17 protein-coding genes are annotated in these 21,716 nt (G+C 66.0%); 11 read left to right on the forward strand and 6 right to left on the reverse strand.

Going from position 1 to position 21,716, the window contains the following annotated elements; genetic code table 11:
* The first annotated feature begins 4 nt into the window (after positions 1 to 4).
* The 3 genes from mdoH (at position 5) to QFZ83_RS23440 (ending at position 4,394) form a co-directional block, all read left to right on the forward strand.
* A complete protein-coding gene (gene mdoH, locus QFZ83_RS23430) occupies positions 5 to 2,035 on the forward strand; it encodes a glucans biosynthesis glucosyltransferase MdoH (protein WP_307510513.1) in 2,031 nt (676 codons plus the stop codon).
* A gap of 320 nt (positions 2,036 to 2,355) precedes the next feature.
* The gene (locus QFZ83_RS23435) at positions 2,356 to 3,258 is read left to right on the forward strand and encodes an RNA ligase family protein (RefSeq protein ID WP_307510514.1); all 903 of its coding nucleotides are present in this window, start codon (positions 2,356 to 2,358) and stop codon (positions 3,256 to 3,258) included.
* Positions 3,255 to 4,394, forward strand: coding sequence for an AAA family ATPase (locus QFZ83_RS23440; protein WP_307510517.1), 1,140 nt, complete (start codon positions 3,255 to 3,257; stop codon positions 4,392 to 4,394). The genes QFZ83_RS23435 and QFZ83_RS23440 overlap by 4 nt, the downstream gene beginning before the upstream one ends.
* A gap of 66 nt (positions 4,395 to 4,460) precedes the next feature.
* On the opposite strand, the gene ffh is transcribed toward QFZ83_RS23440, so the two are convergent.
* Positions 4,461 to 5,849, reverse strand: coding sequence for a signal recognition particle protein (gene ffh / locus QFZ83_RS23445; RefSeq protein ID WP_206177310.1), 1,389 nt, complete (start codon positions 5,847 to 5,849; stop codon positions 4,461 to 4,463).
* 115 nt (positions 5,850 to 5,964) lie between these two features.
* Between ffh and QFZ83_RS23450 the strand changes: the two genes are divergently transcribed.
* The 8 genes from QFZ83_RS23450 to QFZ83_RS23485 all read left to right on the forward strand — a co-directional run bounded on the left by QFZ83_RS23450 (position 5,965) and on the right by QFZ83_RS23485 (position 16,376).
* Entirely contained in the window at positions 5,965 to 6,780 is an 816-nt protein-coding gene (locus QFZ83_RS23450) for an inner membrane protein YpjD (RefSeq protein ID WP_013539481.1), read from the forward strand.
* Positions 6,777 to 7,049: a PP0621 family protein gene (locus tag QFZ83_RS23455; protein WP_013539480.1), complete on the forward strand. Its 273-nt coding sequence runs from the start codon at positions 6,777 to 6,779 to the stop codon at positions 7,047 to 7,049. Before QFZ83_RS23450 ends, QFZ83_RS23455 begins: the two co-directional genes overlap by 4 nt.
* Before the next feature lie 1,033 nt (positions 7,050 to 8,082).
* Positions 8,083 to 8,763, forward strand: coding sequence for a sensor histidine kinase (locus QFZ83_RS32785; RefSeq protein WP_373424102.1), 681 nt, complete (start codon positions 8,083 to 8,085; stop codon positions 8,761 to 8,763).
* Between the two features lie 4 nt (positions 8,764 to 8,767).
* Positions 8,768 to 10,342 carry a sigma-54 dependent transcriptional regulator gene (locus tag QFZ83_RS23465; protein ID WP_306880365.1) on the forward strand — a complete coding sequence of 525 codons (1,575 nt, stop codon included), beginning with the start codon at positions 8,768 to 8,770 and terminating at the stop codon, positions 10,340 to 10,342.
* Entirely contained in the window at positions 10,329 to 10,952 is a 624-nt protein-coding gene (ampD, locus tag QFZ83_RS23470) for a 1,6-anhydro-N-acetylmuramyl-L-alanine amidase AmpD (RefSeq protein ID WP_306880366.1), read from the forward strand. The genes QFZ83_RS23465 and ampD overlap by 14 nt, the downstream gene beginning before the upstream one ends.
* A gap of 350 nt (positions 10,953 to 11,302) precedes the next feature.
* Complete coding sequence (locus QFZ83_RS23475; RefSeq protein ID WP_013539476.1) at positions 11,303 to 14,218, forward strand: ribonucleoside-diphosphate reductase subunit alpha; 2,916 nt, start codon at positions 11,303 to 11,305, stop codon at positions 14,216 to 14,218.
* A gap of 192 nt (positions 14,219 to 14,410) precedes the next feature.
* Positions 14,411 to 15,646 carry a ribonucleotide-diphosphate reductase subunit beta gene (locus QFZ83_RS23480; RefSeq protein ID WP_013539475.1) on the forward strand — a complete coding sequence of 412 codons (1,236 nt, stop codon included), beginning with the start codon at positions 14,411 to 14,413 and terminating at the stop codon, positions 15,644 to 15,646.
* A gap of 196 nt (positions 15,647 to 15,842) precedes the next feature.
* Positions 15,843 to 16,376, forward strand: a complete 534-nt coding sequence (locus tag QFZ83_RS23485; protein ID WP_013539474.1) for a histone H1-like DNA-binding protein — start codon at positions 15,843 to 15,845, stop codon at positions 16,374 to 16,376.
* Positions 16,377 to 16,458: 82 nt separating this feature from the next.
* On the opposite strand, the gene QFZ83_RS23490 is transcribed toward QFZ83_RS23485, so the two are convergent.
* The 5 genes from QFZ83_RS23490 to accB form a co-directional block, all read right to left on the reverse strand.
* Positions 16,459 to 17,361 carry a carbohydrate kinase family protein gene (locus tag QFZ83_RS23490; protein WP_013539473.1) on the reverse strand — a complete coding sequence of 301 codons (903 nt, stop codon included), beginning with the start codon at positions 17,359 to 17,361 and terminating at the stop codon, positions 16,459 to 16,461.
* Positions 17,362 to 17,434: 73 nt separating this feature from the next.
* Positions 17,435 to 18,871, reverse strand: coding sequence for a zinc-ribbon and DUF3426 domain-containing protein (locus tag QFZ83_RS23495; protein ID WP_307510525.1), 1,437 nt, complete (start codon positions 18,869 to 18,871; stop codon positions 17,435 to 17,437).
* Between the two features lie 73 nt (positions 18,872 to 18,944).
* Positions 18,945 to 19,835 carry a 50S ribosomal protein L11 methyltransferase gene (prmA, locus tag QFZ83_RS23500; protein ID WP_307510527.1) on the reverse strand — a complete coding sequence of 297 codons (891 nt, stop codon included), beginning with the start codon at positions 19,833 to 19,835 and terminating at the stop codon, positions 18,945 to 18,947.
* Between the two features lie 16 nt (positions 19,836 to 19,851).
* Positions 19,852 to 21,201 (reverse strand): acetyl-CoA carboxylase biotin carboxylase subunit, encoded by a 1,350-nt coding sequence (gene accC / locus QFZ83_RS23505; RefSeq protein WP_013539470.1) that lies wholly within the window; start codon positions 21,199 to 21,201, stop codon positions 19,852 to 19,854.
* Between the two features lie 2 nt (positions 21,202 to 21,203).
* Positions 21,204 to 21,665 (reverse strand): acetyl-CoA carboxylase biotin carboxyl carrier protein, encoded by a 462-nt coding sequence (accB, locus tag QFZ83_RS23510; RefSeq protein ID WP_307510529.1) that lies wholly within the window; start codon positions 21,663 to 21,665, stop codon positions 21,204 to 21,206.
* Between the last annotated feature and the right edge of the window lie 51 nt (positions 21,666 to 21,716).

Below are 21,716 nucleotides of genomic sequence, written 5' to 3' on the forward strand. Positions count from 1 at the left end.
TCACATGAAGCCCACTGACTTCTCCCAACTGAACGTGCTGACCGAAGCCGACTTTTCGCACCGCAGCCCGGTCCGCGAAGAGCGCCACCCCAATTCGGTCACCGCACCGCCCGTCAACCGCGGTTCGATGACGCCCCGCCCCTGGCGCGGTTTCTGGAACAGCATCGGCACCGCCCTCTTGGTCAAGCTCGGCGCAGGCCGTTCGGCCAAGGACGAAAGCGCCGACGCTGAATCCGCCGAATCGACCCAGCAGGTCAAGCAGCCGTGGCAGCGCGCCGCGGCCCGCCGCCGCAACGCCTTCATGCTGCTCACGGTGCTGAGCACCGTGATCGCCTCCACGCTCTTTGCCGGCGTGCAACCCGACTACGACAACGTCTGGCTCGAATACGGCCAGATCGGCCTGTACGGCCTGCTTTCGGGCTGGGTCGTGACCGGCTTCGTGACCGCCCTCATGGGCTTCTACGTCTCGGTGCGCGGTGACAAGCACGCGCTGTCGGCCAAGCAGGTCGCCAATCACCCGATGAACCCCGAGGCACGCACCGCGATCATCATGCCGATCTGCAACGAAGACGTTGCCACGGTGTTCGCCGGCCTTCGCGCCACCTGCGAATCGGTCGCTTCCACCGGCCACGCCAAGCAGTTCGACGTGTTCGTGCTGTCCGACAGCTACAACCCCGAGACCGCCGCCGCCGAGCGCGCCGCCTGGGAAGACCTGCGCGCCGCGCTGGCCGACAGCCCGAACCAGCCGCAGGTCGAGGTGTATTACCGCCTGCGCACCCGCCGCACGCACCGCAAGGCCGGCAACGTCGCCGACTTCTGCCGCCGCTGGGGCAAGGACTACCGCTACATGGTCGTGCTCGACGCCGACTCGGTGATGAGCGGCGACTGCCTGACCTCGATGGTCAAGCTGATGGAAGCCAACCCCACCGCCGGCATCATCCAGACCGCGACGCAGGCCATCGGCCACGTCACGCTGCACGCCCGCGCTCAGCAATTCGCTTCCCGCGTGACGGGCCGCCTGTTCACGCTGGGCATGCAGTTCTGGCAACTGGGCGAATCGCACTACTGGGGCCACAACGCGATCATCCGCGTCGAGCCCTTCATGAAGCATTGCGCGCTGGCCTCGATCAAGGGCACCGGCGGCATGTCGGGCGGCATCATGTCGCACGACTTCGTCGAAGCCGCGCTGATGCGCCGTGCCGGCTACAACGTGTGGCTGGTGTCCGACCTGGTCGGCAGCTACGAACAACAACCGCCGGACCTCCTGGCCGAGCTGCAGCGCGATCGCCGCTGGTGCCAGGGCAACCTGCAGAACGCCCGCCTGATGGCGGAGCCCGGCATCCACCCGGTGCACCGCGCGATGTTCGTGACCGGCACCATGGCTTATGTGTCCGCACCCCTGTGGCTCGCGTTCCTGACGCTGGGCACGGCCCTGTGGCTCAGCGGTTCCAGCCTCGTGTCGAGCTGGAGCGTGCTGCCCGCCGAACTGGCCGGCCTCTGGATCTGGACCCTGTGCCTGTTGTTCCTGCCGCGCGTGCTGGGCATCGCTGCCGTGCTGATGCGCGGCGAACAACGCCAATACGGCGGCACCTGGGGCCTCGTGAAGAGCTCGGTGATGGAAAGCGCCCTGGCCATCGTGCAGGCACCGGTCCGCATGCTTGCCCACTCGCTGTTCGTGCTGGTCGCCCTCACCGGCATCAAGCTCGACTGGAAGTCGCCCCCGCGTGAAGCCAACGCCGTGCCCTGGAAGATCGCCGCCACGCAACTGGCCCCGATGACCCTGGTGATCGGCATGCTGGCCGTCGGTGTCGCCATGATCGACCCGAGCGCGCTGATCTGGCTCATGCCCGTCGGCCTGCCCCTGCTGCTGGCGATTCCGCTGACCGTGCTGACCAGCCAGATCGCGCTGGGCACCACGCTGCGCGACCGCGGCTTCCTGCTGATTCCCGAAGAATCGCGCTCGCCGGCCGTGCTGCGCCGTGCGTGGATGCATGCGTTGCGCCTGGCGCGCCCCGCGGCTCTGGCTGCAGCCTGAGCTCCGCTGATGCGCTGAAGACACAGCGCCCACGAAAAGCCGGCCTGAGGGCCGGCTTTTTTTATGGTGCGTGGCTAGAATCGCCCACTCTTTTTTCCTTCAACCCACGGATCGTTCGATCCCCTGGAGCGCCAAGTGCCCCGATTCGCCGTCATCACTCTCTGACGCCGACAACACCACTTCATTGCTGGTCATGTCGGGCGCCTAGCTGCGTACCCCGCTGACCAGACACGGCCTCTTCGGCCATCGAAGTCGACTTTCTCTTCCAGCTTCGCTCCCGCACGTTGTCGGTTCTTCCTGATTTCCATCTGGAGAACAACGTGTTTTCTCTCTCTTCTTCCCTTTCATCGATCCCGCTGCTCAAGTACCCGCGTACGGCGCACCTGGAAGGCTCTCGATTGCAGGCCGGCGATACCGACGACGGTCAGACACCCTTGGCCGCGCTGCATGGCCAGCATGTGGTCATCGAGGAAAAACTCGATGGCGCGAATGCCGCCGTGTCGTTCACTTCGGCGGGCGAATTGCTGCTGCAATCGCGCGGCCACTACCTGGCCGGCGGCGCGAGCGAGCGGCAGTTCAACCTGTTCAAGCACTGGGCCGCGGCGCATGAAGCCGCGCTGCTCGAACGGCTTGAGGACCGCTACGTGATGTACGGCGAATGGTGCTTTGCCAAGCACAGTTGCTGGTACGACCGGCTGCCGGCGTTCTTCCTGGAGTTCGATCTGTACGACCGGCAGGCGGCGTGCTTTCTCTCGACGCCTGCCCGGCACGCGCTGCTGGCCGACGGCCCGGTGATGTCGGTGCCCGTGCTGTACGAGGGCGAGATGCCGCGCAGCACGAAGGCAATGCGTTCGCTCGTGCGGCCTTCGCTGGCGCGCAGTGCCGACTGGAAGCCGGCGTTCGAGCAGGCCGTGGCGCAGGAGAACCAGCCGCTCGATCTCGTGCGGCAGCAAACCGACCTGTCCGACCTCGCCGAGGGCCTTTATCTCAAGACCGAATCGGGCAGCCAGGTGACCGGCCGCTACAAGTGGGTTCGACCCGATTTCGTTCAGACCATCCTCGACTCGGGCTCGCATCACAGCCGCCGGCCGGTGCTGCCCAACCAACTCGCCCCGGGGGTGGACCTCTACGCACCGACACCGCAAGTGAGCTGGCAAGACCTGGGACTGCGCACGCTGCGCGACCCCGCCGGCCTGACAACAACCACAAGGAGGCCGCGATGACTTACGACGATCTGCGCGCGCTGGTCCCCGCGCCTTCGCAAGGCTGCGACTGGGCCCGGTGCTGCGACCTGCTGCCGGCCCTGCTGCGCCTCGAAGAAACGCCGCAAGACCCGTACTACCACGCCGAAGGCAACGTCGGCATCCACACGCGCATGGTGCTCGACGCGCTCCAGGCCGACGCGCATTTCCAGCGCGCCGACGCCGACGGCCGCTTCGTGCTGTTCATGGCCTGCCTGCTGCACGACATCGCCAAGCCCGACACCACGGTGATCGATGAAGCCAGCGGCCGCATTGGCCAGCCGGGCCATTCGCGTCGCGGATCGGTCGACGTGCGCGTGCTGATGTGGAGGGCCCGCGTGCCCTTCGCATTGCGCGAGGCGGTCTGCCGGATCATTGCCGTGCACCAGGTGCCGTTCCACGCCTTCGCCTCGCGCAAGGGCGAGCGGCCCGAGTGGCTGGCGCACCGGCTCTCGTGGGAGCTGAGCCTCCCCGATCTGTGCTGCGTGGCGCGTTGCGACATGCTTGGGCGACACTACGAAAAGCGCGCCGACAGCCTCGCCGACATCGCGCTCTTCGAACAGCTCGCGCAGGAAGAAGGATGCTGGACCGGTCCGCGGAAGATGGCCGATGCGCACACGCGCCTGGCCTACTTCCGCGGTGCCGACACCAGCCCTGACTACCCGCTGTTCCAGCAGCCGGGCGCGCAGGTCACCGTGATGTGCGGCCTGCCCGCGAGCGGCAAGAACCACTGGGTGGCGCAGCACCGCAAGGGTTGGCCGGTCGTGTCCTTCGACGATGCGCGCGCCGAGCTGGGGCTCAAGCACGGCGAGAACGATGGCATGGCTGCGCACCACGCGGTCGACCAAGCGAAGGCGCTGCTGCGCAGGCATGAACGCTTCGTCTGGAACGCCACGCACCTGAGCCAGCAGATGCGCACCAAGACGCTGGACCTGCTCTGGGCGTACCACGCGCAGATCGAGCTGGTGTACCTGGAAGTGCCGCACCCGGAACTGATGCGCCGCAACCGCGAGCGCGACACGACGCTTTCGAACGCGGGCATCGAGCGGATGCTGCACCGCTGGGAGCTGCCCGCACCGATCGAGGCGCACGAGACGGTCTACGACGTGCAGACCTGAAAACGAAGAAGCCCGCCGGGGCATCCCACGGCGGGCTTCTGCTTTGTCTCTATATATGTATGCAGCTCAGAACGGCAGCTTCGGACCGCCCGGCCCACCCATGCCGCCCATGCCCTTCATGCCGCCCATCTTCTTCATCATCTTCATGAGGCCGCCGCCCTTCATCTTCTTCATCATTCCCTGCATCTGCTCGAACTCGTTGAGCAGGCGGTTCACTTCCTGAACCTGCACGCCCGCGCCGGCCGCGATGCGGCGCTTGCGTGTGGCCTTCAGTAGTTCGGGCTTGCGGCGCTCCAGCGGGGTCATGCTCTGGATGATCCCTTCCTTGCGGCGGATGTCGCGCTCGGCGCGCGTCATGTCGGCCTCGGTGGCCTTGGCGGCCATCTGCGTGGGCAACTTGTCCATGAGGCTGGAGAGCCCGCCCATCTGCTTCATCTGCTGCAGCTGGCCGAGGAAGTCGTTCAGGTCGAAGCCCGCGCCGCTCTTGACCTTGGCCGCTAGCTTCTGCGCCGCCGCGACGTCGACGCCGGCCGTGACCTGCTCGACCAGCGCGACGATGTCGCCCATGCCCAGGATGCGGCCCGCGTGGCGCTCGGCGTCGAACACCTCCAGGCCGTCGATCTTCTCGCTCGTGCCGGCGAACTTGATCGGCACGCCCGTGACCTGCCGCACCGACAGCGCCGCGCCGCCGCGCGAATCGCCGTCGGTCTTGGTCAGGATGATGCCGGTGAGGGGCAGCGCCTCCTTGAAGGCCTTGGCGGTGTTGATCGCATCCTGGCCCTGCATGGCATCCACCACGAACAAGGTCTCGACCGGATCGAGCGCTGCGTGCAGCTGCTTGATTTCGGTCATCAGCACTTCGTCGATCGCGAGGCGGCCCGCCGTGTCGACCAGCAGCACGTCGAAGTAGTGGCGTTTGGCGTGATCGAGCGCGGCGCGCGCGATGTCCAACGGCTTCTGGTCGGGCGTGCTCGGGAACCACTCGGCGCCGGCTTGCTTGGTCACCGTCTTGAGCTGCTCGATGGCGGCCGGCCGGTACACGTCGCCCGAGACCGTGAGCACCTTCTTCTTGCGCTTCTCGATCAGGTGCTTGGCGAGCTTGGCGGTGGTGGTGGTCTTGCCCGCGCCCTGCAGGCCGGCCATGAGGATCACCGCCGGCGGCTGGGCCGCGAGGTTGATGTCCGAGACGCCCTCGCCCATGGTGGCGGCAAGTTCGCGGTTCACGATGCCGACCAGCGCCTGGCCCGGCTTGAGCGAGCCCAGCACTTCCTGGCCGAGCGACTTTTCCTTCACGCGGGCGACAAAGTCGCGCACCACGGGCAGCGCCACGTCGGCTTCCAGCAGTGCCATGCGCACCTCGCGCAGCATGTCCTGCACGTTGCTTTCGGTGATGCGGGCCTGGCCGCTCATCGTCTTGACGAGGCGGGAGAACTTTTCTGTAAGGGCGGTGGCCATGAGCGGGGATGCCTTGCTGCCCGCTGCGGCGGGCCGGATGGAAAGTCTGAAAGACGAGGGGAGAACTTGAAGTCGGGCGCGGGGAACGCAAGGTCCAGCCGGTACACTCCGGCCGATGATTTTAGCGATCCCCTCCCCACTCGGCGTGGCGCTGGGCATCGCCACCGCGGCAGCCTACGGATTTGCCGCTGCTGCGGGTGCCCGGCTCAGCCGTCAAACCACACAATGGGCCCTTGGAATCGCGTGGCTTCTGCATGCAGCCGTGCTGGCGCATGGACTGGTCGGCAGCGAGCCGCGCTTCGGCTTTGCCCCCGCGCTGTCGGTCACGGCCTGGCTGGTGCTCACGGTCTATGCGATCGAAAGCCGCCTGTATCCCCAATTGAAGGTGCGCCGCGCGCTGGCCTGGCTGGGTGCGGCGGCGGTACTGCTGGCCATCCTGTTTCCGGGTACGCCGCTGCACGTCACCGCTTCGCCGTGGCTTCCTCTGCACCTCGCACTGGGCATCGCGTCCTATGGCCTCTTCGGCGCAGCCGTGGTCCATGCGTGGCTGATCACGCGCGCCGAAAAGCAGATCCGCCTGACGACCGGCGCGCCCCCCGAAGGCGGCCTGCCGCTGCTCACGCTGGAACGCCTCACCTTCCGCTTCGTGACCGCGGGCTTCGTGCTGCTGTCGGCCACGCTGCTGGCCGGCCTGCTGTTCACCGAGCAGTTGTACGGCGCCGCGGGCCGCGCCTGGAAGTGGGACCACAAGACGACCTTCTCGGTGCTCGCCTGGGTCACCTTCGCGGTTCTTCTGATCGGCCGCGCGCGCTTCGGCTGGCGCGGCCGCACGGCCCGCCGCGTGCTGTACGCCGGCTCCGCCCTGTTGCTGCTGGCCTATGTGGGTTCCCGCTTCGTGCTCGAAGTGGTGCTGGCGCGTCCTCCCGTATGAAATACCTCCTCGTCCTCGCCGTGCTCTGGATCGCCATCTGGCTCTGGCGCAAGAACCGGCGCGAAGAAATGCGCGATGCCCAGCGCGAGCGCATGGCCAAGGCGCAGCAACGCCCGGCCGCGCCGACCGCCGTCGGCGCGCCGCAGGCCATGGTGCGCTGCGCCCACTGCGGCCTGCACCTGCCCGCGAGCGATGCCATCGCGGGCCCCGACGATGCGGTCTATTGCAGCACCGCCCACCGCCAGGCCGCGGTCGCGGCGCGCGGCTGAACACGCCCCCTGCTCCATGAGCACCCCTCTCTGGTCGCGCGGCGAGCCGGTCACGGATTGGGACGTGCTCGAACCGGGCGGCAGCGAAAGCACCGCGCTGCTGCGGCTCTGGCGCGGCTTCATGGCCGCGCGCTGCTTTGTCGCGCTGGTGCTGGTGGTGCTGCAGGGCGTGGCCTTCGCGCTCGGGCAGACGATGCAGGCGGTGGCCATCGCGATCTGCGCGGCTTACCTCGTCGTCACCTGGCTGGAGCTGCGCTATGCGCACTTCGAACCGCCGATCCGCGGCTTCTCTACGCTCTGGCTGCTGACCATCGGCGTCGACCTCGCCACCTTCACCGCGCTGCAGGTGCTGCAGAGCGGCAACGTCAACTACACACCGCTGTTCGCGCTGCCTGTTCTCATGAGCGCGGTGCTCGGCACGATGATCGTGAGCCTGGGCACCACGGCCAGCGTCACGCTGCTGCTGCTGGCCGATGCCGGATGGCACTGGCTGCAGCAGCCGGGCGACTCCTCGGCCCGCTTCGTTCAGGCGGCGCTCACCGGCACCGGCCTCTTCGTGGTGGCGCTGCTTGCGCACGAGCTGGCGCGCCGGCTCGCGCGCGAAGAAGCGGTCGCGCAGCGCAACCGCAGCAGCGCGCAGATGCAGGCGGAGGTCAACGACCTGGTGATCGAAACGCTGGCCGAAGGCGTGCTCGTGATCGATGCCGAAGGCATGGTGCACGCAGCCAATCCGGCGGCCGACGCGATCCTCGGCCAGGGCCTGGCGAAGCTGCCACTGCCATTCGCGCTGCACGCGCAGCCCGCCTGGCATGCGCTGGCCGCGCTCTCTCGCCAGACCTTCGCGCGGCGGGCGCCGCAGTCTGAGGAAATCCCCGTCGCGCAGGCGCGCGGCGCAGCGCGCGAGGTGCGCGTGCGCACCCGCCTCACGCCGACCAGCGACAAGCGCGCCGACAGCCTCTGCGTGATGTTCCTGCAAGACCTGCGCGAACTCGAGGCCCGCATCCGCACCGAGAAACTGGCTGCGATGGGCCGCATGTCCGCCGCCGTGGCGCATGAAATCCGCAACCCGCTGGCCGCCATCGCGCAGGCCAGCGCACTGCTCAGCGAAGACCTCACCGATCCCGCGCACCGCAAGCTCACCGACATGGTCCAGCACAACGCGCAACGGCTCGCGCGCATCGTGGACGACGTGCTCGACGTCTCGCGCGCGCGCCAGCAGCGCGTGCTCTCGCTCGGCGAACAGGTGGTGCTCGACCCGGCGGTGCAGGTGCTGGCCGAGGAATGGGTGCGCCAGACGCAGCGCAAGGGCGTGCTGGTCGCGCTCGACGCGCCCGGCATCGATGTGCGCTTCGACGCCGAGCACCTGCGCCGCCTGCTGGTGAACCTGCTGGACAACGCATCGCGTTATGCGGGCAAGGGCGAGGGCGCGATCCAGGTCATCACCACGCTGCAGCGTGCGGGCACCAACCGCCCGGCCCTGCAGGTATGGAGCGACGGCGCGCCGCTGGAGCCGGCGGTGCAGCGCCACCTGTTCGAGCCCTTCTTCTCGTCCGAAAGCCGCTCCAGCGGCCTCGGCCTTTTTCTCTGCCGCGAGCTGTGCCGGCGACATGGCGCCACCATCGGCTACGAGCGGCGGGCGCTGGTGGCGGGCGGCCCCGAGGGCAACGAATTCTTCGTCAGCTTTGCCGCCAGCGAGAACCGGCTGACACAATAGCGCCGTGAGCACCCCCCTCCCTTCCGCCCCGCGTCCCGCGCAGATCCTTGTCATCGACGACGAGCCCGACCTGCGCACGCTGTATGAGCTGACGCTGCTGCGCGAAGGCTATCGCGTCGAGGCCGCGGGCAGCGTGTCCGAAGCCTGGCAGCACCTGGAGGCCGCGCGCTTCGATGCCGTGATCACCGACATGCGCCTGCCCGACGGACAGGGCATGGAGATCATCCACCGCATCCAGAAGAACCAACGCAGCGAGCGCTGCGTGGTGATGACGGCCTACGGCTCGGCGGAAAACGCGGTCGAGGCGCTCAAGGCGGGTGCGTTCGACTACCTCACGAAGCCTGTCGACCTGAAGCAGTTCCGTGCCGTGGTCGCTTCGGCGGTGCAGGCCACGCGGGCGCCCGTCGTGCAGGTCAAGCCTGAGAAAGCTGTCGTTTCAAGCACCAGCAGCGAACGCACCGAGGCTGCATCAGTCACCGGCAGCAGCGGCATCGCGGCGCTCGATCGGCTGGTGGGCGAGTCGGACCCGATGCGTCTCGTCAAGTCGCGCATCGCCAAGGTGGCGCGCGGCATGGCGCCGGTGCTGGTGCGCGGCGAATCGGGCACCGGCAAGGAGCTGGTGGCGCGGGCCGTGCATGCATGCAGCCAACGCAACGACGGCCCGTTCGTCGCGGTCAACTGCGGCGCGATTCCCGAGAACCTGCTCGAAGCCGAATTCTTCGGCGCGAAGAAAGGCTCGTACACCGGCTCCTCGCAAGACCGCGACGGCTACTTCCAGGCGGCGCGCAGCGGCACGCTGTTCCTCGACGAAATCGGCGACCTGCCGCTGGCGATGCAATCGAAGCTCTTGCGCGCGATCCAGGAGCGCAGCGTGCGCTCCATCGGCTCGACGCAGGAAGAAGCGGTCGACGTGCGCATCGTGAGCGCCACCCACAAAGACCTGCACGCCGAGGTGCAGGCCGGCCGCTTCCGGCAAGACCTTTTCTATCGCCTCAACGTGATCGAGATCGCGGTGCCTGCGCTCCGCGACCGCCGCGAAGACCTGCCCGCGCTCTGCGCCGCGCTGCTCGCGCGCATCGCGCAGGACGGCGGCTTGCCGGTGCCGCACCTGTCGACCGAACTGCTGCGCCGCCTCGCGCTGCATCCGCTCGACGGCAACGTGCGGGAGCTCGAAAACCTGCTGCATCGCGCAGTCGCGCTCAACGATGGCGACGAACTGCACCTGGACCTGATGGGCGGCAATGTCGCCACGACGATGGCCGCCGCCGACGTGGCCTCGATGACGCCCGCGCAACTTGCGCCGGGCAACGATGCGCCGCCACCGGCCGTGGTTGCGCCAGCACCGGTGGCTGAGTTCAAGCCGACCCCGCCGCCGCTGCCCTCTGACCTGCAGGCCTACCTCGACCAGCAGGAGCGCGAGATCCTCGTGCGCGCCCTGCACGAAAGCGGCTTCAACCGCACCGCGGCGGCCGCGCGCCTGGGCATGAGCCTGCGCCAGATTCGCTACCGCATCGCGCGGCTGGGCATCACCACGCCCAATGGCGACGATGGCGCCAGCAGCAGCCATGCCGACGACTGAAGCAGCCTCTTCGCACAACACGCCGCCCGCCGACGACGGGCTCTGGCGGGCCGGCTGGTACCGCTTCGCGAAAGCCCTGCCCTCGCCGAACTTCGGTCCCCGCCCTGTCGGCGCACAGACCGATCTGATCGTGTTGCACTCGATCAGCCTTCCGCCCGGTGAATATGGCGGCGATGCGGTGCAGCAGCTCTTCACCAATCGCCTCGACTGGGACGCGCATCCTTACTTCCAGTCGATCCGCGGCATCGAGGTGTCCTCGCATTTCTATGTGCGCCGCAACGGCGAGCTCTGGCAGTTCGTGAGCTGCGACGACCGCGCCTGGCATGCGGGCGTCTCGTCGTGGCGCGGCCGCGGCAACTGCAACGACGACTCCATCGGCATCGAGCTCGAAGGGCTCGAGGGCCAGACCTTCGAAGTCGCGCAATACGAGACGCTGGCGAGCCTCTGCCCCGCGATCGCGCAGCACTACGCCATCGCGCACATCGCCGGTCACGAGCACATCGCGCCGGGCCGAAAGCAGGACCCCGGCGCGGGCTTCGATTGGCATTTGCTGCACGCGCAACTGGGCTGGAAATCACAGATGTTTCCCCCACCTGTGTTGAAGCGCTAATTTTTTCAATCGCGTGACGCCCTGCGATGCCCCGCCCTCGGGCCGCATCGATTTCAGAAATGCAGATGCGCAGTGCAGCAACCATGCGCCCTGCAGGCCCAAATCGGCTTGCAAGCCACGCCCCATGCGGGTTGCGCAACCATAGTCCAGTATTCACGCGGCATTGCCGGTCACGGCATACATCCAGAGAGAGATCCGCCCTAGGTGAATCACTCACAAAACACTACCTGTAGTGGCTTGTAGACCCCTGACACCCTAGATATAGTGTCCTCCGTCCGGTCAACAACGCCGGCGCGGCGCCCAGCCAAGGCGTCGCCACCCAACAAGAATTGCCAACCGAGAGGAAGCGAATGCAAACAGCCCTGAACACCCCATCGACCCCGCGTGCCGTTCCCTCCACGCCTGTCCAACAACAGCGGGACACCGCCGGCTCCCCCACCGGCCAGAACCTGGCGCACTACCAGATCATTCGCCGCAATGGCGCGGTCGTTCCCTTCGAGCCGAACAAGATCGCCATCGCGATGATGAAGGCCTTCCTGGCCGTGCACGGCACCCAGGGCGCGGCTTCGGCCAGCGTGCGCGAGACGGTCGACGTGCTCACGCAAGGCGTGATCCGCGCCATGGTGCGTTCGCGTCCGGGCGGCGGTACCTTCCACATCGAGGACGTGCAGGACCAGGTCGAGCTCGGCCTGATGCGCGGCGGCCACCATGAGATCGCACGCGCCTACGTGCTGTACCGCGAACGCCGCACGCAGGAGCGTTCCAAGCAGGTCGAGCAGGAAGCGCCGGCCACGCCGACGCTGCACGTGCTGGACAACGGCGAACGCGTCGCGCTCGACCTGAACCAGCTCAAGGGCCTGATCGAATCGGCCTGCGAGAACCTGGGCGACAGCATCACCGCCGCGCCGATCGTCGCCGAGACGATGCGCAACCTCTACGACGGCGTGCCGCTCGACGAGGTCTACAAGGCCTCGATCCTGGCGGCCCGCACGCTGATCGAGAAAGATCCCGACTACACCTTCGCCACCGCGCGCCTCCTGCTGCACACGATCTTCAAGGAAATCATCGGCCGCGAAGTGATGCCGGTCGACCGTGCCACGGCCTACGCCGACTACTTCCCGCAGTTCATCAAGAAGGGCGTGGAGAACGACCTGCTCGACGAGAAGCTGCTGCAGTACGACCTGCCCCGCCTGGGCGCGGCCCTCAAGGCCGAGCGCGACAACCAGTTCGACTACCTCGGCCTGCAGACGCTGTACGACCGCTACTTCCTGCACGTGCGCAAGACCCGCATCGAACTGCCGCAGGCTTTCTTCATGCGCGTGGCCATGGGCCTGTCGCTTGGCGAAATCGACCGTGAAGCGCGCGCCATCGAGTTCTACGAAGTGCTCTCGTCGTTCGACTTCATGTCGAGCACGCCCACCCTCTTCAACGCCGGCACGCTGCGCTCGCAGCTCTCCAGCTGCTACCTGACCACCGTGCCCGACGACCTGGACGGCATCTACGAGTCGATCAAGGAAAACGCGCTGCTCTCGAAGTTCGCGGGCGGCCTGGGCAACGACTGGACCCGCGTGCGCGCGCTCGGCTCGCACATCAAGGGCACCAACGGCGAATCGCAGGGCGTGGTGCCGTTCCTCAAGGTGGTGAACGACACGGCCGTAGCGGTGAACCAGGGCGGCAAGCGCAAGGGCGCTGTGTGCACGTACCTGGAAACCTGGCACCTGGACATCGAGGAGTTCCTGGAACTGCGCAAGAACACCGGCGACGACCGCCGCCGCACGCACGACATGAACACGGCCAACTGGATCCCCGACCTCTTCATGCGCCGCGTGATGGAAAAGGGCACCTGGACGCTGTTCTCGCCCTCCAACGTGCCTGACCTGCACGACCTGTTCGGCGCCGACTTCGAGAAGGCCTATGTGGCCTACGAAGAGAAGGCCGCCCGCGGCGAGATCAAGCCCGCGCGCACCATCCAGGCGTCGGACCTGTGGCGCAAGATGCTCACGATGCTGTTCGAGACCGGCCATCCCTGGATCACGTTCAAGGACGCCTGCAACGTGCGCTCGCCGCAGCAGCACGCCGGCGTCGTGCACTCGTCGAACCTCTGCACCGAGATCACGCTGAACACCAGCGACACCGAAACCGCTGTCTGCAACCTGGGTTCGGTGAACCTGCTGCAGCATCTGAAGGACGGCAAGGTCGACCAGGAAAAGTTGAAGCGCACGATCTCGACCGCGATGCGCATGCTCGACAACGTGATCGACATCAACTACTACGCCGTGAAGAAGGCGCGCGACTCGAACCTGCGCCACCGTCCGGTGGGCCTGGGCCTGATGGGCTTCCAGGACGCGCTGTATGAACTGCGCATTCCCTACGCCTCGCAGGAAGCCGTGCAGTTCGCCGACGAGTCGATGGAAGCCATCTGCTACCACGCCTACTGGGCATCGACCGAGCTGGCCAAGGAACGCGGCAAGTACTCGAGCTACAAGGGCTCGCTGTGGGACAAGGGCATCCTGCCGATCGACACGCTCGACCTGCTCGAGCAGGCACGCGGCGGCTACGTCGAAGTGGACCGCTCGGCCACGCTCGACTGGGACGCGCTGCGCGCCAAGATCAAGGCCGACGGCATGCGCAATTCGAACTGCGTGGCCATCGCACCGACCGCGACCATCTCGAACATCATCGGCGTGGACGCTTCGATCGAACCTTGCTTCGGCAACCTCTCGGTCAAGTCGAACCTGTCGGGCGAATTCACCGTGATCAACCACTACCTGGTGCGCGACCTCAAGCGCCTGGGCCTGTGGGATGACGTGATGGTGATGGACCTGAAGCACTTCGACGGTTCGCTGCGTCCCATCGACCGCGTGCCGCAGGACGTGAAGGCGCTCTACGCCACCGCGTTCGAAGTGGAAACCACGTGGCTCGTCGAAGCCGCCTCGCGTCGCCAGAAGTGGATCGACCAAGCGCAGTCGCTCAACATCTACATGGCCGGCGCATCGGGCAAGAAGCTCGACGACACCTACAAGCTCGCATGGCTGCGCGGCCTGAAGACGACCTACTACCTCCGCACGCAGAGCGCGACGCACGCAGAAAAGTCGACGGTGCAATCGGGCCGTCTCAACGCGGTGTCGTCGGGCAACGATGCACCCTCGGGCATGAGCGCACTCGAAGCCGCCGCTGCTGCAGCGAAGGCACAGATGAGCGCGATGCCCGCCACCGACATCGCGTTCTGCGGTGTGGACGATCCGACCTGTGAAGCGTGCCAGTGACACGCCGATGCTCGCGACAGTGAGTCAGTGAGGTGCATGCGAAAAATCGCGCGACGTTCAAGCAATGAAGCCATTGACTGACATCGCGCGATGCATGCGAGCAACATAACAACCACATAAATGGAGCGCGATGTGAACGAGCACTTTGCAACTCACATCGTTGCTCCGATAATTTGAGCATTGGATTTTTCTATGTTGACCTGGGACGAAGAAGTCAAGCCCTCCTTACCAAAGGATATGCAACAAGGATTGCAGCACCACAACGCATCGACCAGCGGCTTGCCCGCAGGCCGTTCGGTGGACGCTCCGACTTCGTCGATTGCACAACCCGCGCTGCGCACGCTCGATGACGGCGCCGCAGTCCGTCCGGTTGTCGCCGCAGCAGCAACGCCTGCCGCCACCCCGACCACCCAGCGCGTCAAGGCTTCCGACAAGCGCATCATCAACGGCCAGACCGACGTCAACCAGCTGGTGCCGTTCAAGTACAAGTGGGCTTGGGAAAAATACCTCGCCACCTGCGCCAACCACTGGATGCCGCAGGAAGTGAACATGACGCGCGACATCGCGTTGTGGAAGGACCCCAACGGCCTGACCGAAGACGAACGCCGCATCGTCAAGCGCAACCTCGGCTTCTTCGTGACCGCCGATTCGCTGGCCGCCAACAACATCGTGCTGGGCACCTACCGCCACATCACGGCCCCCGAATGCCGCCAGTTCCTGCTGCGCCAGGCTTTTGAAGAAGCGATCCACACGCACGCGTACCAGTACATCGTCGAGTCGCTCGGACTGGACGAGAGCGAAATCTTCAACGCCTACAACGAAGTGCAGTCGATCCGCGAGAAGGACCAGTTCCTGCTCCCGTTCATCGACGCCATCAGCGATCCGCACTTCAAGACCGGCACGCACGAGACCGACCAGACGCTGCTCAAGTCGCTCATCGTGTTCGCCTGCCTGATGGAAGGTCTCTTCTTCTACGTCGGCTTCACGCAGATCCTTGCGCTCGGCCGCCAGAACAAGATGACCGGCGCCGCCGAGCAATATCAGTACATCCTGCGCGACGAGTCGATGCACTGCAATTTCGGCATCGACCTGATCAACCAGCTCAAGCTCGAGAATCCCGGCCTCTGGACCCCAGAGTTCAAGGCCGAGATCAAGGACCTCTTCATGAGGGCCGTCGAGCTCGAATACAAATACGCCGAAGACACCATGCCGCGTGGCGTGCTCGGTATGAACGCCTCCATGTTCAAGGGCTACCTGCGGTACATCGCCAACCGGCGTGCGCAGCAGATCGGCCTCGAAACGCTCTTCCCGAACGAAGAAAATCCGTTCCCCTGGATGAGCGAAATGATTGACCTGAAGAAAGAGCGCAACTTTTTCGAAACCCGCGTGATCGAGTACCAGTCGGGTGGTGCGCTCTCCTGGGATTGAATCTTTCCGATAAGAATTAATGAATTCAAGAATTGCCCTTGCCACCGATCGCGCCGAAGAGCGCGGCATGGACGAGGGCTCAGGTGTTCATGGTGCTGGGGCTCAGATTCCAACGCCATGAATCGCTTCACGCTCCCAACGTGCGTGGAGTGCTTCAATAGGTTGATTTTTTCAACTTGATCAAGGAGAAATAGAAATGGCAACTGCAAAGAAAGCGCCGGCTAAGAAAGCCGCTGCAAAGAAGGCTCCGGCAAAGAAGGTCGCGGCCGCTAAGAAGGCTCCGGCAAAGAAGGTAGCAGCGAAGAAGGCTCCGGCCAAGAAGGTTGCTGCCAAGAAGGTCGCCGCCAAGAAGGCTCCTGCCAAGAAGGTAGCAGCGAAGAAGGCAGCACCGGCCAAGAAGGCTGCTGCGAAGAAGGCTCCGGCGAAGAAGGCCGCTGCCAAGAAGGCGCCTGCGAAGAAGGCTGCAGCGAAGAAGGCTCCTGCCAAGAAGGCAGCTGCCAAGAAGGCCCCTGCAAAGAAGGCCGCCGCCAAGAAGGCTCCTGCGAAAAAGGCTGCGGCCAAGAAAGCCGCGAAAAAGCCCGCTGCCAAGCCTGCCGCTGCTGCCAAGAAGCCTGCTGCAAAGAAGGCTGCCAAGGCACCCGCCAAGGCTGCAGTAGCGCCTGCCCCTGCTGCGCAAACGACGCTGAATCCCCAGGCAGCCTGGCCGTTTCCTACGGCCAGCAAGCCCTGAGTTTTCTCAGCGCCCTTGACGGCAAAAAACCCGGCACCTCACGGTGTCGGGTTTTTTTATGGGCGCTCGAGAAAGAGGCTTCTTACAAGCCCAGCGCCTTGCGATCGACCTGGTAGTTCTGTGGTCCACGCTGCGCGATCTTGAGTGCTCCGATGCGGTTGCCCAGTGCCGCGCATTGCGCGAGCGGCCATTCCTTTTCCAGACCGAACAGCAGGGCGCCGCGCCATGCGTCGCCGCAACCCGTGGGCTCGATCACGGCAGTCGGCGTAACGCCCGGCACATGCTCGCGCTCGCCATCGATCCAGACTTCGCAGCCCTCGGCCGCGAGCGTGACCACCAGGCCGCGCACGCGCTTGGAGATCTCGGCGAGGCTCCAGCCGGTGCGCTGCGACAGCATCTTGCCTTCGTAGTCGTTGACCACGACCCAGCTCGCGAGATCGACGAAGTGCTTGAGCGCATCGCCGTCGAACATCGGCAGACCCTGGCCCGGATCGAACACGAACGGAATGCCGGCGGCAGCGAATTGCTCGGCGTGCTGCAGCATCGCCTCTCGGCCATCGGGCGCGATGATGCCGACCTTGATGTCCTCGCGCGCCGCCACTTTGGTGATGTGCGCCTGCTGCATCGCGCCGGGATGGAACGCGGTGATCTGGTTGTTGTCGACGTCGTTCATGATCATCGCCTGCGCGGTGAAGGTGTCGTCGAGTTGACGCACGAACTCGGTGTCGATGCCCAGCGAACGCATGCGCTCCAGGTAGTCGGCGCCGTCGCTGCCGAGCGTGGCCATCGGCAGTGCTGTGCCGCCCAGCGCGTTGAGGCTGTAGGCGATGTTGCCGGCGCAGCCGCCGAAGTCGCGGCGCAGGCCCGGCACGAGGAACGACACGTTCAGGATGTGCAGCTGGTCTGGAAGGATCTGATCGGCGAACCGTCCCTCGAAAGTCATGATGGTGTCGAACGCGAGGGAACCGCAAATCACTGCTGCCATGGGTGGACCGTTTTCGTTGAATGAAGATGGATGAAAGAAGGAGGACGATGGCTTGCGCGCAGGCGTCGTCCAGCTAGGGATAGAACGCTTCCACGCGGTAGCCCGCGATGGGAGGCAGCACGGCCGCTTCGTTCGGTGAAAGCGTGAGCGGCAACGAGGCCGTGCGGTCGGCGCGCGCCGCGAGCACCGAGGGCGCGCCGTAGTCCGCGGGCATCAGCACGCGCCGCACGACCGCACGCTCCTGTGTGTCGAGCAGCGACAGCTCGACAGCCGGCATCGCGAGCGGCACGGTGGCCGCGTTGCGCAAGGTGAAGCTCAGCCGGTAGTCATTGCCGCCGCTCTTCTCGCGCGCGAAGGCGGCGCCCTCGATCATGATGTCGCCGATCTGGCGCAGGGCCGAGAGCTCGCAGCCGGTGTACTGGCACAGCGTCGCCAGCGCGGGGCGCAGGCCCGGCTGGCGCGCGACGATCCCGTCGCGCTCGTGGCGAACGGTCTGCACGATGAGCAGCAGGACAGCGAGCACCGCCAGAACGACCAGCAGCAGCCGCACGCCCTTGCGCTGCCAGAAACCGGGCGCATGGACGTCGTGCTCTTCGTCGTCGGAGAAACGGTGGTCCTCTTCGCGCTCCGCAAACATCGGCGGCAACGAGGCGGGGCTCTCCGGCTCACTCGCCTCCCGCACCACCGATGACGGTGACGACGATGCGGCCTTGGCCGCAGCCCTGGCTTCGCGCGACTTGTGGGCGCTCGCGATCTTGGCCGACTTGATGCGCGCACGCCGCAGCGCCTTCTGCATCTGGACCTGGTCGTGGTCCTCTTCCTTTTCTTCTTTTTCTTCTTTCTCTTCGGCGTCGTCGTCGATAGCGGGCTCGACCAGTCCATGCGTCGTCTTGACGCGAGGCACCGGCAGCGGCGGCACCGGAGGGGGCGGCGATGGCGGCGGTGGCGCGAGATTCAGGTCGATGTTCGGGAACGGCGGCAGCGAGCTTGCCGGCGGCCGCCACGTGGGCTCGCTGACATCCAGGTCGGACCACGGCTCGTCCGCGATGATGCCGTGCGCAGGCAGCGAGAGCGCCGGGGACTGCGCGGGCGATGCAGGTGGTGGCGGTGGAGGCGGCTCGGACTGCGGCGCGACCGCCGCTTCTACAGGCTCGAAAGCTTCCGATGCGGGCGGTGGATGCGCCACCTCGGCGCGGGCATGCCCTTCATCAGGTTCGTCGTCGAAGAAATCCGCGTCTTCGGAAGCATGGGAAGGAGGCTGCGACGCTGTCGACGCGTCGGACCGGCGATCGGAGGAAGGCTCGACCAGCGAGGGCGAATAAGCGGCAGCCGGGGACGGTGCGGGGGGCGCTCCGGCCGACGGTCCATCGGATGATTCGTGCAGGTCGAGCGTCGCATCGAACACATGGCTGCAGCGGCCGCAGCGCACCCAACCATCCGAGATGCGAAGCTGGTCGCGCACCACCTTGAAGGTGGTGGTGCAGGCGGGGCAACGCGTGACGAGGCTCATGACCGGGCGATTGTAGGGTTGGGCCCCCGCCACGCGAACGGTGCGCGGCAGTGCAAAAACCCGGCCCCGCTGCTCAGCAGCGTGCCGTCATGAGGATCCAGCCGTCCTCGCTGTCGCTGACCTCAAGGGCCGCATACGGCGCGTAGGCCTCTTTCAACTCGTCGGCCTGGCGCTCGAGGATGCCGGCCATCACCAGCGATCCGCCCGGCGCCACATGGCTGCGCAGCAGCGGCGCGAGCAACTTGAGCGGCGTCGCAAGGATGTTGGCAAGCACCGTGTCGTAGGTGCCCTTGGCCGCGTCCGGCAGGCCGACGTTAAGGCTCACGCCGTTGGCTTCGGCATTGAGCCGGCTCGAGGAGACCGCGGCTTCGTCGATGTCGACGGCATCGATGTCGCGCGCGCCGAACTTCGCCGCGCCGATTGCCAGGATGCCGGAACCGCAGCCGTAGTCGAGCACGCGCTGCTTGCCGAAGGCGCCCTCGCCCTGTTTCGCGATCCAGCGCAGGCACATGCGCGTGGTGGGATGCGTGCCGGTGCCGAAGGCCAGGCCCGGGTCGAGACGGATCACCTGCTTCGCCTGTTCGGGCGGCTCGTGCCAGGTCGGCACGATCCAGAACTCGGGCGTGATTTCGACCGGCGCGAACTGCGATTGCGTGAGCCGCACCCAGTCCTGCTCGGGCACATTCGCCACGCCGAGCACCGAGCAGCCCTCGAAGAAGTCCTGCAGCGCGAGCAGCGATGCGGCCTCGTTCGCAAGCGCCTCGTCGGGGAACAACGCGATCACGCGCGAGCGTTGCCAGCCCTCCTTGGGCGGCGGCATGCCGGGCTCGCCGAACAGCGCCTGCTCGGCATCGGTCTGCGCGTCGGCGTCCTCGACGGACACGCTCAAAGCATCGAGTGCATCGAGCGCGTCGCTAAGCATTTCGACCCGGTCTTCCGGTGCCATCAGGCGAAGTTCGAACATGGCGTCGTCTCGTGGATCAGCGCTTGTGCGCCGCCAGCCACTCTTCGAGGTAGTGAATGTTCGTGCCGCCGCTCATGAACTTGGCATCGACCATCAACTCGCGGTGCAGCGGGATGTTGGTCTGGATGCCTTCGATCACGGTCTCGTTCAGCGCCGTGCGCATGCGGGCCATGGCCTGCTCGCGCGTGTCGCCGTACACGATGATCTTGCCGATCATCGAGTCGTAGTTCGGGGGCACGAAGTAGTTGGTGTAAGCGTGCGAATCGACGCGCACACCAGGGCCGCCCGGCGGGTGCCACATGGTGATGCGGCCCGGCGACGGCGTGAACTTCCACGCATCTTCGGCGTTGATGCGCACCTCGATGGCGTGGCCGCGCATCTCGATCTGACGCTGGGTGAACGGCAGCTTTTCGCCGGCGGCCACCATGATCTGCGTCTTCACGATGTCGATGCCGGTGGTGAACTCCGTCACCGGATGCTCCACCTGCACGCGCGTGTTCATCTCGATGAAGTAGAACTCGCCGTTCTCATAAAGGAACTCGAAGGTGCCGGCGCCGCGATAGCCGATCTTCTTGCAGGCCGCGGCGCAGCGCTCGCCGATCTTCTCGATCAGCTTGCGCGGAATGCCGGGAGCCGGCGATTCCTCGATCACCTTCTGGTGGCGGCGCTGCATGGAGCAGTCGCGCTCGCCCAGGTAGACCGCGTTCTTGTGCTTGTCCGCGAGGATCTGGATCTCGATGTGGCGCGGGTTCTGGAGAAACTTCTCCATGTACACGGCCGGATTGCTGAAGGCCGCGCCGGCCTCCGCCTTGGTCATCTGGATCGCGTTGACCAGCGCCGCCTCGGTGTGCACCACGCGCATGCCGCGGCCACCGCCGCCGCCCGCCGCCTTGATGATGACCGGGTAGCCGATCGCACGGGCAATGCGCTTGTTGGTGGCGGCGTCGTCCGAGAGCTCGCCCTCGGAGCCGGGCACGCAAGGCACGCCCGCCTTGATCATGGCCTGCTTGGCCGAGACCTTGTCGCCCATCGTGCGGATGTTGTCCGGCGTCGGGCCGATGAACTGGAAACCGCTCTGCTCCACGCGTTCGGCGAAGTTGGCGTTTTCACTCAGGAAACCGTAGCCGGGGTGAATGGCTTCGGCGTCCGTCACTTCAGCCGCCGAAATGATCGCCGGCATGTTGAGATAGCTCAGCGCCGAAGGGGCCGGGCCGATGCAGACGGCTTCCTGCGCCAGCTTGACGTATTTGGCGTCGCGATCGGCTTCGGAATAGACCATCACGGCCTTGATGCCCATCTCGCTGCAGGCGCGCTGAATCCGGAGGGCAATCTCCCCCCGGTTTGCAACCAGGATCTTCTTGAACATGGTCACTCGATGATGAACAGCGGCTGGCCGTATTCGACCGCCTGCCCGTTTTCGCCGAGGATCTGGGTGATCGTGCCGGACTTGTCGGCTTCGATTTCGTTGAGGATCTTCATCGCTTCGATGATGCAGATCGTGTCGCCTTCATTCACCTTGCTGCCGATTTCGACGAAAGCAGCGGCGCCCGGGCTGGACGAACGATAGAACGTGCCAACCATCGGCGACTTGACCGCGTGGCCGGCCGGTGCGGCGTCGACCGCGGGAGCGCTGGCGGCGGCCGTGGCGGCAGGCGCACCGGCGACCGGGGCGGCGGCGGGCGGCGCGGCCAGGGTTTGCACATACTGCACCGGGGCGGCGCCGCCGCCCTTGACGATGCGAACCTTGCCTTCGGTTTCGGTGATTTCCAGTTCGGAAATATTCGATTCGGACACCAGATCGATCAGTGTCTTGAGTTTGCGCAGATCCATGGGACTCCAGTGCCGGCTTTGCCGGTCATTCGGATATAACTGAGCTGAAAA

Source organism: Variovorax sp. W1I1, assembly GCF_030815625.1.
In the GTDB taxonomy this organism is placed as follows: Bacteria; Pseudomonadota; Gammaproteobacteria; order Burkholderiales; family Burkholderiaceae_C; genus Variovorax; species Variovorax paradoxus_C.